A 12430-nucleotide genomic window follows, 5' to 3' on the forward strand; every position below is an offset into this window, starting at 1 on the left:
GTAGTTAGTCGCCGGCGTCGTAAGATTTGTATAAGAGACAGTCCCCGACCACCGCACGCACCACCGGCACCACCGCACCTGACCAGCACGACCTTCGGGGGACCGCACAACCAAGGAGAACCCATTCATGTCCCGAAATTTCGGTAAAGTTCTGCTCTCCTTAGCCATCCCCGCCCTCATCGTCGCCGTCTTCCTGGTCGCACCCGCCAACGCCGACCAGGCCGTCCGGCTCCAGTACCGCACCAGCGCCCCCGGCGCCACCACGGCCCAGGCCGAGCCCTGGCTCCAGCTCTTCAACGACGGCACCACCACGATCCCGCTCAACCAGGTCAAGGTCCGCTACTACCTCACCGGCACCGAGACCTACCGCTTCGCCTGCTCATGGGCGGTCGTCGGATGCTCGACGGTGACCGGACAGTTCGTCCGCCAGCAGGGCGACGGCCAATACCTGGAGGTGGGTTTCACCTCAGGTAGCCTGGCCCCCGGCCGGACCACCGGCGACATGCAGTTGCGCTTCCACCGCGCCGACTGGCAGACGTTCACGCAAGGCGACGACTACTCGTACGGCCCCCAGACGAGTTACGCGAACTGGGACAAGGTCACCGTCTACGTCAACGGCACGCTCTCCTGGGGCCAGCCCAACGGCAGCGACCCCGACCCCACCGTCACGCCCACCGTGCCGCCGGGGCCCGGCGGCGAGTTGTTCGACGACTTCACCTACACCGGCTCGAACGACCCCCGGCTGGCCCAGCGCGGCTGGACGGTCCGCTCCAGCTCGGGTGGCCCCGGCGTGCCCGGCGCCACCTGGTCGCCCGGCGCGGTCTCGTTCCCCGGCGGCCTGCTGACGCTCGACTCCTCGACGAACGGCACCCCCTCGGGCACCGTGCAGACCGAGCTGTCCACCACCAACCGCAAGTTCCACGAGGGCACGTACGCCGCCCGCGTGCGCTTCAGCGACGCCCCGACCAGCGGTCCCGACGGCGAGCACGTGGTGCAGACGTTCTTCACCATCACCCCGCTGCGCTTCGACCTCGACCCCGACTACGGCGAGCTGGACTTCGAGTATCTGCCGAACGGCGGCTGGGGCGAACCGTCCAACATCCTCTACGCCACGAGCTGGGAGACCTACCGGAACGAGCCGTGGCAGGCGGTGAACACCCACACCGAGGAGCGTGTCAGCTTCGCCGGCTGGCACGACCTCGTCATCCAGGTCTCCGGCGGCCGGATGAAGTATTACGTGGACGGCCGCCTCTTCGCCGACCACGGTGACATCTACTACCCCGAGACCCCGATGTGGATCATGTTCAACCAGTGGTTCATCGATCTTCAGGGGGCGACGGGCACCCGTACGTACCGCCAGCAGGTCGACTACGTCTACCACAGCAAGAACGAGGTCCTCTCGCCCGCGGAGGTGCAGAGCCGGGTCGGTTCGCTGCGCTCGTCCGGGGCCGCGTTCAAGGACACCGTCCCCAACGTGTGATCGTGTCCCGCGCCCGCCCGGCGGGCGCGGGACCCCACCCCCCAGCACCAGAAGGAACACCATGAAGTACCGCATCCTTGCCCTGGCGGCCGTGCTCGCGCTCAGCGCGTGCGGCACCGGCGCAGAGCCGGAGACCGGGGCGGCGGCGAGCGGCGCCCCTGCCAAGCTGACCGTCTGGATCATGGACGGCAGCGTCACGAAGGAGCTGCTGAAGAAGTTCGAAACCGAGCACGAGGCGGCGCACAAGGGTGTCGACCTCGACATCCAGATCCAGGCCTGGGACGGCATCGGCGAGCGCGTCACGGCGGCCCTGGCCAGCACCGACGCGCCCGACGTGATCGAGGTGGGCAACACGCAGGTCGCCCAGTACTCCGCCAGCGGCGGCGTCACGGACCTCACCGCCAAGGTCGCCGACCTCAAGGGCGAGGACTGGCTGCCGGGGCTGGCCCAGCCCGGCAAGATCGACGGCAAGCAGTACGGCGTCCCCTGGTACGCCGCCAACCGCGTGGTCGTCTACAACAAGGACCTGTTCGCCGAGGCCGGCATCAAGGAGCCCCCGAAAACCCGCGACGAGTGGCTAGAAATCACGACAAAGCTTAATAAAGGTGGCAACCAGGGCATCTATCTGACCGGCCAGACCTGGTACGCCCTCGCCGGCTTCGTCTGGGACGAGGGCGGCGACCTGGCCGTCCAGGAGGGCGGCCGGTGGAAAGGCGCCCTCGACACCCCGCAGGCCCTGGCCGGCATGGACTTCTACCAGCGGCTCCAGGCCCTCGGCAAGGGCCCCAAGGACGCCGACGAGGCCAACCCGCCGCAGCACGAGGTGTTCGCGCAGGGCACGGTCGCGCAGATCATCGCCGTGCCCGGCGTCGCCGCCCGCGTGCTGGAGGTGGACGGCAAGCTCAAGGACAAGATGGGCTTCTTCCCCATCCCGGGCAAGACCGCCGACAAACCCGGCACGGTCTTCACGGGCGGCTCCGACCTGATCATCCCGGTGGCCTCGCAGCACCAGGACGAGGCGTACGAGCTGGTCAAAGCCCTGGCCGGGGAGGAGTTCCAGAAAGAGCTGGCCACGACGATGAGCTTCGTGCCCAACCGCACCTCGCTGGCCGGCGTGCTCTCCGGCGACGAGGGCACCGCCGCGATGGCCGTCGGCGCGGCGGGCGGCCGGGCCACCCCGAACACCCCCAACTGGGCCGCCGTCGAGGCCACCTCCGTGATCAAGCAGTACATGACCGCCGTGCTCACCGGCGCCGACCCGGCGGCGGAGGCGAAGAAGGTCTCCGAGTCGATCACCACGACGCTGAACAGCGGATCCTGATGCGGGCTGGACGCCGCTCGTTCTGGCCCTTCCTGCTCATCGCTCCCACGGTGGCGGGCGGGGCCTTCCTCCTGATCTATCCCATGCTCAAAGCGGCGGTGATCTCGTTCCAGCACTTCCGCATGGGCGAGCTGATCAGGGGCGGCGCCACCTTCATCGGGCTGGAGAACTACGCCGAGCTGCTGGGCGGCGAGGAGTTCTGGCAGGTGGTGTGGCGCACCGTCGTGTGGACCGTGGTCAACGTGGTGCTCATCGTGGTCCTGTCCACCGGCGTCGCCCTCATGCTCGTACGCCTGCGCCGCGGCCTGCGCCTGGCCGTGATGAGCGCCCTGGCCCTGGCCTGGGCCACCCCCGTCATAGCGGCGACCACGATCTTCCAGTGGTTGTTCCAGTCCGAGCTGGGCGTGGTCAACTGGCTGCTGGTCACCCTGGGCTTCGACTCGTTCCAGGGCTACACCTGGTTCGCCGACGGGACGGCCACGTTCGCCGTGCTCGTGATCCTCGTCGTGTGGCAGTCGGTCCCGTTCGCCGCGCTCACCCTGTACGCCGGCCTCACCACGATCCCCGCCGAGCTGTACGAGTCGGCGCGGATCGACGGCGGCAGCGGCGGGCAGGTGTTCTGGAAGATCACCGTGCCGATGCTCAGGCAGTTGTTCGCGCTGATCGTCTCCCTTGAGGTGATCTGGGTGGCCAAGTGTTTCCCGCAGATCTGGGTGCTCAGCCAGGGCGGCCCCGACGACGCCACCACCACACTGCCGGTCTACGCGTTCAAGGTCGCCCGCGTGCTGCACCGCTACGACCTGGGCTCGGCGGTCGCCATGCTCACCGTCGTGATCCTCGCCGTCGCCCTGGTCAGCAACCTGCGAAGGATGGTCCGCTCGTGAAACGGCTCGCGCTCAACGCGACGGCGGTGGCCGTGCTCGTGACGACGGTCTTCCCCGTCTACTGGATGTTCCTCACCGCGTTCAAGCCGACGCGCGACATCCAGGCGGCCACGCCGACGTTCTGGCCCGCCGATCCGACGCTCGACCACTTCGTCACCGCGGTGAACGCGCCGGGGTTCTGGACCTACTGGCGCAACAGCCTGCTGGTGACGGTCGCGGCGGTGCTGATCGCGCTGGTGGTCGCGCTGCTGGCGGCGTTCGCGATGACGCGGATGCGCTGGCGGGGGAGGAGCGCGTTCGTGGTGGCGGTCTTCGCGGCCCAGATGGCGCCGTGGGAGGCGCTGCTGGTGCCGGTGTTCATCATCGCCAGGGACACCGACCTGCTCGACTCGCTGGCCATGCTGACCGGTGTCTACTTCATGGTCACGTTGCCGTTCACGATCGTGACGCTGCGCGGGTTCCTCGCCGCGATCCCGCCGGAGCTGGAGGAGGCGGCTCAGGTGGACGGATGCAGCCGGCTGGTGGCCTTCCGGCGGGTGGTCTTCCCGCTGCTGGCGCCGGGGCTCATGGCGACCTCACTCTTCGGGTTCATCACCGCGTGGAACGAGTTCGCGTTCGTCAACGTGCTGATCATCAAGGACCAGGACAAACGTACGCTGCCGGTGTGGCTCTCGTCGTTCCGCGACGTGTTCGGCACCGACTGGGGCGCCACCATGGCCGCCGCCAGCCTGTTCGCGCTGCCCGCGCTGCTGCTCTTCCTCTTCCTGCAGCGCCGCGTCGGCACCGGCATGACGGCGGGCGCGGTCAAGGGCTGACGGGCCATTGCGCCGGATCGCACACGTAGGTTTCCCGGTGCGGCGTGGCGGCACGCAACCCGATGCGAGTCACGTTCTCCTGTCTGGGTCAGCGCGAATCGCTAGCCTTCACGAGGCTCAAGCGAAAGAAGGGAGGCGCTGTGGCAGACGGGACGCAAGAGGTTGAGGTCAAATACCGCGTCGGCGATACGGGAAGCTGGAGGCCGCGTTGGCGCGGCGGGGAGCGTTCCTGTCGACTCCGTCCCGGCAAGACGACCAAGCCTACGCAGAGGCAGGCTGGACGTATGAGCAGAGCAAGGTCGGCAGGGCTTTCAGCCGGCTCCGTACCCAGGACGGTCGCCACCTGTTCACCGTGAAGCGACCGATCGACAACGAGATGGCGTGCCTGGAGCACGAAACCGAGGTCGCCGACCGCGAGGCCATGCACCAGGCGATCGTGGCCATGGGCTTCTACCCGACTATCCGCATTGTGAAGGTACGCCGCTGGTGCTCGATCGGTGAGCTGACGATCTGCGTGGACGAGGTCGAGCACGCCGGCACCTTTATGGAAATCGAGCGGACGGTCCGCCAAGACGAGTCAGGGGCCGCTGTGCAGGTCGAGCTCGATGCGTTCGCTCGTGGCCTTGGTGTGGAGCTGGATCGCACCAGCGATACCGACGACTCGCTGGTGCGATCTGCTCTGGCCTCGGTCTAGAACAAGCCGAGGGCTTCAGGCCCAGCCGGGCCGGAACATTCGAGCCGCTCAGCTTCCACGTTCAGGTAGAGCTCGACAGCGGCATGATCGGTCAGCCTCTGCTCGCGTGTCTCGTGCAGGTAGGCGCAATCTCGGAGCCGCTCACCCAGTTCGGGGCCGACGTGGAAGTAGTCGTAGCGGTAGCCGTCGCCGGTCCGGCCGATCCAGCTGTACGGCTGGCTTCCGGGCGCGCAGCGCGCGTGCGCGTCGATGAAGCCCTCCGCTGACAGGGTGTCGAGCAGGGCGAACTCGAACGGCAGAAATCCCGGATGGAGGGGCCGGTGGTCGGAGGTGATGACGTTGTAGTCGCCGCCGATCACCATGCGGTCGCGCTCTTCAGGCTGGAACTGCTCGATGGTCTTGAGCAGCGACGTGATGAACTCCTCCTTGCGGGCGGTCTTGTCCGCGGATCGGTCGCGGCTGGGGACATACACGCTGACCCACCAGGTGCGCGGGGACGTGTCGAGAGCGGCGGCGGCAACCCGGGCGGGAATGCTTACCTGCTCGAACGCGTCGGGCTCGTGTGCGGTGAGCGATACCCGGCTAACCAGCGCCGCGCCGCGGTCGCCGTCGTCTGGGGTGTTGACGGTGATGTAGCCGGCACGCCGGAACTGCTCCAGCAGGTAGGCGGTGCCCGGGCCGGCGCTGGTTTCGGTGAGCAGGATGACATCGTCGTCCCGCTCGGCCAGCCAGCGCAGCAGCAGCTCGGCCCTATCCAGTCCAGCGGCGCCGATGTTGACGGTCACAGCCCTGAGCATGCGCCCTCCTACACGTCGTGGGTTCCGTACGCGCCTTGCACCTGGCGGAGCAGCTCGGCCGCCACCTGGTCCGGGTCGAACCCACGGCAGTCGATGCTGACCTGCGGCCAGCCGCGAGCCGCCAGGAAGTCGAACGCCTCCTCGTACAGCGCCAACTCCCGCGCGGGGGGAGCCCTCACGCTCCAGCCGAGACAGGGCCGTCCGCTGCCGCAGCCGCCGCCCGAGTTCCTCGGCGGTGTGCCGCAGGTAGCAGGATAGGGACGGGACCGGCACGTGGGCGTTGTATTGCCACACCTCGTCTATCTCGAGCCCGTCGAGACGCTGGAGTACCAGCGACGACTGAACGTAGCGGTCGCTGTCGAGCAGCAGGGCCGCCCGCGCCGCGACCCAGCGCAGGTCTCCTTCGGTGGTCTGGAGGAGCTCTTGCAACTCGGCGCTGGCTATCGGCCGACCTGTATGACGTGCGTGATCCGGTCGGCCGGTTGGGGTTGAGCTCCGGTGTCTGTGGTCTGCGTCACATTGTGAAGCTACGACCAGCGCAAACAACGCGCCAGGGATGTCATGTCCTACATGTGGGACTGTTTTCCCGGCGGATCAGGACACCATGTCCTAGTCAGATGCCTAGGGAGTTCGCCAGCGACCGGATCGTCGTCGACGGCCGCCTCTCTTCCTCTCGCAGCACCTCGACCAGGTCCCGGGCAACAGCCTGGTGCCGGAACCACACCTCTGACTCCGCGCGGGCCTCCAGCAGTCGCTCCGCGGCTGTCTTGTGGTGCCGCGAGTCCACGTGCGCCTGCGCGATGTCAATCAGGTGACGGCCGTGCGCGATGCCCTCCAGGTCGCCGGCGTGGATGCGGCGCGCGGCCCGCAACGCCTTGTCTGGCAAGCGCAGCACGGTGTAGGCGTGCGTCTCCTGCTCGGCCACCATGGCAGACCCAAACCAGCTGTTGTGGACTGCCACCCGGCCACGCAGCCGCTCAGCGGCCGCAGCGGCCAACGCGGCGTAGTCGGCGACCTCCCGCCCCGCGGCAGCGGCGGGGGCGAACGCGGCCAGGAGCAGCTTGCCCCATGTGGCGAGGTGCTCGGCCGGGGCCGAGAATGCGGGCTCGATCCGCTCTGCCATCGATATGGCCAACCGCTCGGCCTGGTCGAGCCGGGCTTGGTGATGCAGGACCCATGCGTACGTCCCGTGGAGGCCGGCCCACAACAGCTCGTCATCGCCGGCGTGCGCGGTGGTAATGGCGCGCTCGGCGCTGACGGCCGCAAGGTCGTCTCGGCCGAGGTGGATCGTCACGGATGCTGCCAGATCGTAAGCCATGGCCAGCGGATAGACGGCGCTGGCGCCAAGCGTGCTGTGGGTCAGGCGTGCCTCGGCAAGCAGGTCCGGGAGGGTGGCGACGAGGGCCGGGAAGTCGCCGCGCCAGTACGAGCGGCATGCCGCGGCGACCGCGCGTTCTATGTCGGGGATCGGTGTGGGCTCGCCGTCGTGGCCGTCGTCGAGGCCGGGCAGAAGTGAGGGGGAGAGTAGGGCGTCGCGCAGGGCCAGGACGCTGCCGCCGTCGCGGTCCGTGCCGAGCTGGTCCCTTTTGCCGACCAGCGCGGACAGTTCAATGTCGAGTGCGTTGGCCAGCTTGACCAGCGTGGTCAGCCTTGCGGATCGGCGTTGCCCTTGCTCCAGTTTGGCGACCAGATCGCGGGACAGGCCGGCTGCCTCGGCCAGTTCTTCCTGTGTGAACCCGCGAGATTGGCGCTCGCCTCGGAGTCGAGCCCCGATCGTGCCAGCTTCGGTCATAGGCCCTGACCGCCTTCCTGATGTCTAACCAACCTCAGGCTACGGCGCAGGGTCTTCAACGTGCTATGGGGAAGGCCGTATCTCTGGCGCGTCCACGAGCTCGCGCCTTGTGACCGGTGGCCTTCGTGGTCCTGGCCTCCACCTGCTTCATGCCGACCCTCGCCGCGCCCTCCCCGAACAGGAAGGCAAGCGGGTCGGTGAGGGCACGCGGCGTGGCGGGCCGCTCGTCTGCGAGGAAGTGCTCGCCGACGAGAGCGACGCACCGACTGGGGCGCCACCATGGCCGCCGCCGGCCTGTTCGCGCTGCCCGCGCTGCTGCTCTTCCTCTTCCTGCAGCGCGGCGTCGGCACCGGTATGACGGCGGGCGCGGTCAAGGGCTGACGGGCCATCGCGTCGGATCGCACACGTAGGTGCCCCGGTGCGGCACCGTGACGACCCACCGCTGTTCCCGCAGCCGCGAGACGGCCAGCCGGGCCGTGACCTTGGCGACGCCGTACTGTCGCATCAGCACCTGCTCGCTGGGGATCGCCCTGTTGGGACGGAGCTCGCCGCGTCTGATGCGCGCGGCCAGGTCATCGGCGATGATCGCATATTTGGCTCTGATCGGTTTCTCGCGAGGCACGCCGACGGGCCCGACGAAGGTGCCCTCGCCCCGGACGGTATGGACGAGCCGCCGTCGGCGAAGCTCCCGGGCGACGTTGCGTGCGGTGCTGCGCGCGATGTCGAACTCCGCCTCCAGGGCCGTCTCGCTCGGCACGGGATCGCCGGTCCGCAACTTCCCGCTGGTGATCCGCTGGTGAATCACGTCGGCGACCTGAACGTACAGCGGGACTGGGCCCTCGCGGTCGAGCATGCCCATATTCTAGACGTGTGGATACGAGCACTTAGGCGAAGTCAGTCCTGGGGCCACGACTCCTTCGGCGAGACGTAACTGCCCCGCTGGGCGACGGTGTAGATCCACCCCTGTTCCCGCAACAGCGCCATGGCCCGCCGCACCGTCTCGCGCGCGACGTCATACTGCTTCACCAGCGCTGTCTCGCCCGGTATGGGGCGTCGGGGAAGAAAACTTCCCGCCTTGATCTGATCGCTGATGTCTGTCGCGATCTGCCGGTACAACGGTACTTTTCGCTGCTTGCGAGGTGCTTCTTCCGGTGTGCCGACGAAGGTCCCCTCGCCCTGAACGGTGTAGATGAGTCCTTCCTCGCGCAGTATGTGGACCGCGCGCCTGGCCGTGGTTCTGGCGACTCCGAACTCGTACTGAATGTCGGCCTCGCTCGGCACCGGGTGCCCGGAGTCGAGCTTCGAGACCCTCTTGCGGAGGATGTCGGCGATCTGGACGTAGACGTGAGTGTCTCCATCGTAGTCGAGCACATAGGCAACATAGGCGAATGCGGGCAAGAGTTCACATATCGTTCCGTCTAAATAGACAGAGCTGTCGCTGCATGTAGACAAGAGAAGACGACCAGATCTACAGTTGCGGCATGTCGCAACCATCGTCGATGCCTGCGGATGACCGGTTTCACTCGGCCCATGTGCCGGAGTTGTGTCCCGGCTTCATCCGGCTGACGTGGGACCCCGTCTGGGCGGTGGAAAAACGTATACGCGTCTGCGACTACACGTGTGACTGCGTGCCGACGTTCTACGAGCTGTGCCAGGCCGGCGGGCAGTACTTCATCCGCAGGACCCGCCGGGTCGGCGGAGAAGTCCTGGTCGACCAGTCCGCCCTCGGTGGGCGCGCCCAGACATTTCTCGTGTGGATCAAAGTGCTGACGGGGGTGGCCGGGTGATCGGGATGGGGGACGCCTTACTGCACCCGCGCTCTGACTTCACCTCCGACGAGGATGACCTGGTGAAACTGGTCCCTGACTCGATCGTCGTCAAGAAGGTCTGACCGGCCCTACGGCTGAAGAACCGGCACCCTTGAGCCGGTGGTGCCCCGTCAGGCGGTGGTGGTGAAGGTGGGGTGCAGGGCCTTGGCGTCGGGCTCCGCAAGCAGGTCGCGGGCCGCCAGCCAGGCCGCCGCGCTCGCCGCGTCACCCGCCGTCGTGACCCGCTCGCCCGCCAGCAGCTCCGTCACGGCCTCGCGTACCGGCCCGGGGCTGGTCAGCACGCTGCCGGCGAGCACCACGGGCCCCGACCTGTGCACCCTTCTCAGCGTGGCGACCAGGTGACCGGCCGCCTCGCGCACGATCCCGGCGGCCAGCGGGTCGCCTTCCGACGCGGCCCGGCTGACCAGCGCCGACAACGTCGCCAGCCGCATGTGGTCGGCCTGCGCCAGGCGTACGAGGCGGTCGGCGACCGCGCGCGGCGTGGCGGGCCGCTCGTCCCCGAGGAAGTGCTCGCCGACGAGAGCGACGAGCAGCCCGCTCCCGGCCTCCACGCCGCCCGCCCCGGAGGCGGGGCCGCGGTCCGGCGGCGTACGGTCCAGAGCCGCGACCGGCAGACCGCGGTCGAAGGCGTGGACCACCGCCTTGGCCGCCTCGCGGCCGATCCAGAAGCCCGAGCCCGCGTCACCCAGCAGCCACCCCAGCCCGTCGGCGACCGCGCCGAGCTCGAACCCGGCGATCCTGGCCGCGACCGCGCCCGTGCCCGACAGCAGCAGCGAGCCGTCCGGCTCGGGCGAGCCCGCGGCGTAGGCGATCGTCACGTCGCCCATGTAACGCGGCTCCGCGGTGATGCCGTGCCCGGCCCAGACCTTGGCCAGCGCGGGCACCATCTCCTCGACGTGCCCCGCGACCCCGGCCAGCGAGGCGACCACCCGCGAGCCGTCGAGGGAGCCGAGGGCCTTCCCGAGCGCGGTCTCGATCGCCGACGCCGCCGTGGCCAGCCCGTGGGCGCTCGGATTGCCCGCGCCCGCCCTGGCGTAACCCACCCGGGCGCCGTCGAGCGTGTGAACGGCGACCCGCGTGGAGGTGGCTCCGGCATCGACACCGATGACTAGCGATTGCATCACGGACTGAGTCTGGGGCTTGACGTGGCCAGGAAGCAAGAATAATTTTCGCCAGAAGACCGGGTATTCGGAAGGAATATTCGTGACTTCAGGAGCGCTGGGGCGCGTCGAAACAGAGCTACCCGGTTTGCCGGAGGCTTTGCGCCGGGTCGGCGAGGTGATACTCGGCGACCCTGCCGAGGCCGCGCGGTCGACCATCATCGCGCTGGCCGAGCGCGCCGGCAGCTCGCCCGCCACCGTGACCAGGTTCTGCCGGGCGTTCGGCTTCTCCGGCTACGCCGAGCTGCGCGTCGCCCTGGCCACCGAGACCGGCAGGGCGGCGCAGGCGGGCTGGGGCGCGGGCGTCGGCCACGAGATCGGCCCCGACGACCCGCTCGACGCCGCCATCGAGGTGATGGCCGCCGCCGACGTGCGTCTGATCCAGGACACCGCCGCCCAGCTCGACCTCGACGTGGTCGCCCAGGTGGCCGCCGCCATCGTGGCCGCCCCACGCGTCCTGCTCGTCGGCGTCTCGACCAGCGGCAACGTGGCCACCATGTTCGAGGGCCGGCTGCGCCGCATCGGCGTGCCCTGTTGGAGCGCGGGAGACGCGCACGTGGCGCTGTCGGAGGCGGCGCTGCTGAAGGAGGGCGACGTCGCCGTCGGCATCAGCCACAGGGGCCGCACGCGCGAGGTCATGGAGGCGCTGGCCGAGGCCGGCAGCCACGGCGCGCTGACGGTCGCGGTCACCTCGTTCGCCCGCTCGCCGCTGGCGGAGCTGGCCGAACTGGTGCTGACCACCGCCAGCAGAGAGACCACGTTCCGGCTCGGCGGGCTGGCCGCCGTGCACTCGCAGCTGTTCGTGCTGGACGCCGTCTACGTGGCGATCGCCCAGAGCACGTACGAACGGACCAACGAGGCGTTCGAGCGAACGATCAGCGCCGTGGAAAGCCACCGGGTGGAGAGAAGCTAGATGACGTACGCAGACAGGATTCTCGATCTGGCCCGTCAGGTCGCGGAGAGCCAGGCCGGGCAGGTGCGCAAGGCGGCGCAGCTGCTCGTGACCTCGCTCAGGGCGGACGGCGTGGTCAACGCCTTCGGCTCGGGGCATTCCGAGGCCATCGCCATGGAGATCGCCGGACGGGCCGGCGGCCTGGTCCCGAGCAACCGCCTCACGCCGAGAGACCTCGTCCTGTACGGCGGGCAGCCGCCCGGCGTGCTGACCCCCGAGCTGGAGCGCGACCCCTCGGTCGCACGGCAGATCTACGACCTGGCGCCGGTCGAACCGCAGGACGTGTTCGTGCTGATCTCCAGCTCGGGCGTGAACGGCACGGTCGTCGAGCTGGCCAGGATCGTCAAGGACCAGGGCCACTCGATGATCGCGCTGACCTCGGTCAGGCACAGCACCCAGATGACCTCGCGCCACCCGTCGGGGAGCAAGCTGCTCGACCTGGCCGACGTCGTGCTGGACAACGGCGCACCGTACGGCGACGCCCTCCTCGAACTGCCCGGAGGCGGCAGCTACGGCGCGGTGTCCACGATCACCTCCGCGCTGCTCGCGCAGATGGTGGTCACCGAGGCGGTGGACGCGCTCGTCGCGATGGGCGAGACGCCTCCCATTTACCTGTCGGCCAACGTGGCGGGTGGGGACGAGCACAACAAGGCGCTGGAAAGCCGCTACGCAGGGCGCATCAGGCGCGGAGCATGACAAGTCAGGA

14 protein-coding genes are annotated in these 12430 nt (G+C 68.8%); 8 read left to right on the plus strand and 6 right to left on the minus strand.

The window, feature by feature from the left end:
- The first annotated feature begins 127 nt into the window (after positions 1–127).
- The 5 genes from E1267_RS27715 (at position 128) to E1267_RS47700 (ending at position 5194) form a co-directional block, all read left to right on the plus strand.
- Complete coding sequence (locus E1267_RS27715) at positions 128–1480, plus strand: cellulose binding domain-containing protein (RefSeq protein WP_132336520.1); 1353 nt, start codon at positions 128–130, stop codon at positions 1478–1480.
- Positions 1481–1541: 61 nt separating this feature from the next.
- Positions 1542–2801 (plus strand): extracellular solute-binding protein, encoded by a 1260-nt coding sequence (locus tag E1267_RS27720; protein WP_132336522.1) that lies wholly within the window; start codon positions 1542–1544, stop codon positions 2799–2801.
- Complete coding sequence (locus E1267_RS27725; RefSeq protein ID WP_132336524.1) at positions 2801–3685, plus strand: carbohydrate ABC transporter permease; 885 nt, start codon at positions 2801–2803, stop codon at positions 3683–3685. The genes E1267_RS27720 and E1267_RS27725 overlap by 1 nt, the downstream gene beginning before the upstream one ends.
- Positions 3682–4500, plus strand: coding sequence for a carbohydrate ABC transporter permease (locus E1267_RS27730; protein WP_138204211.1), 819 nt, complete (start codon positions 3682–3684; stop codon positions 4498–4500). The genes E1267_RS27725 and E1267_RS27730 overlap by 4 nt, the downstream gene beginning before the upstream one ends.
- Positions 4501–4852: 352 nt before the next feature.
- Complete coding sequence (locus tag E1267_RS47700; RefSeq protein ID WP_342774892.1) at positions 4853–5194, plus strand: CYTH domain-containing protein; 342 nt, start codon at positions 4853–4855, stop codon at positions 5192–5194.
- Here the strand turns inward: E1267_RS47700 and E1267_RS27740 are convergent.
- The 5 genes from E1267_RS27740 to E1267_RS27760 all read right to left on the minus strand — a co-directional run bounded on the left by E1267_RS27740 (position 5191) and on the right by E1267_RS27760 (position 9154).
- Positions 5191–5979 (minus strand): endonuclease/exonuclease/phosphatase family protein, encoded by a 789-nt coding sequence (locus tag E1267_RS27740; RefSeq protein ID WP_132336526.1) that lies wholly within the window; start codon positions 5977–5979, stop codon positions 5191–5193. The genes E1267_RS47700 and E1267_RS27740 overlap by 4 nt on opposite strands.
- A gap of 20 nt (positions 5980–5999) precedes the next feature.
- A complete protein-coding gene (locus E1267_RS44635; RefSeq protein ID WP_165959823.1) occupies positions 6000–6170 on the minus strand; it encodes a hypothetical protein in 171 nt (56 codons plus the stop codon).
- 434 nt (positions 6171–6604) lie between these two features.
- On the minus strand, positions 6605–7783 hold the full coding sequence (locus E1267_RS27745; RefSeq protein ID WP_132336528.1) for a helix-turn-helix domain-containing protein: 1179 nt from the start codon (positions 7781–7783) through the stop codon (positions 6605–6607).
- 370 nt (positions 7784–8153) lie between these two features.
- Complete coding sequence (locus tag E1267_RS27755; protein ID WP_132336530.1) at positions 8154–8636, minus strand: winged helix-turn-helix domain-containing protein; 483 nt, start codon at positions 8634–8636, stop codon at positions 8154–8156.
- Positions 8637–8677: 41 nt separating this feature from the next.
- On the minus strand, positions 8678–9154 hold the full coding sequence (locus E1267_RS27760; protein WP_246064304.1) for a GntR family transcriptional regulator: 477 nt from the start codon (positions 9152–9154) through the stop codon (positions 8678–8680).
- A gap of 110 nt (positions 9155–9264) precedes the next feature.
- Between E1267_RS27760 and E1267_RS27765 the strand changes: the two genes are divergently transcribed.
- Positions 9265–9570, plus strand: a complete 306-nt coding sequence (locus E1267_RS27765) for a hypothetical protein (protein ID WP_132336534.1) — start codon at positions 9265–9267, stop codon at positions 9568–9570.
- A gap of 152 nt (positions 9571–9722) precedes the next feature.
- On the opposite strand, the gene E1267_RS27770 is transcribed toward E1267_RS27765, so the two are convergent.
- Positions 9723–10733, minus strand: coding sequence for an N-acetylglucosamine kinase (locus tag E1267_RS27770; protein WP_246064305.1), 1011 nt, complete (start codon positions 10731–10733; stop codon positions 9723–9725).
- Positions 10734–10815: 82 nt separating this feature from the next.
- Between E1267_RS27770 and E1267_RS27775 the strand changes: the two genes are divergently transcribed.
- Both E1267_RS27775 and E1267_RS27780 read left to right on the plus strand, forming a co-directional pair.
- Positions 10816–11685, plus strand: coding sequence for a MurR/RpiR family transcriptional regulator (locus E1267_RS27775; RefSeq protein WP_132336538.1), 870 nt, complete (start codon positions 10816–10818; stop codon positions 11683–11685).
- Positions 11686–12420, plus strand: coding sequence for a sugar isomerase domain-containing protein (locus E1267_RS27780; protein ID WP_132336540.1), 735 nt, complete (start codon positions 11686–11688; stop codon positions 12418–12420).
- The last annotated feature ends 10 nt before the right edge of the window (positions 12421–12430 follow it).

This window comes from Nonomuraea longispora, from assembly GCF_004348345.1.
Taxonomy (GTDB): domain Bacteria; phylum Actinomycetota; class Actinomycetes; order Streptosporangiales; family Streptosporangiaceae; genus Nonomuraea; species Nonomuraea longispora.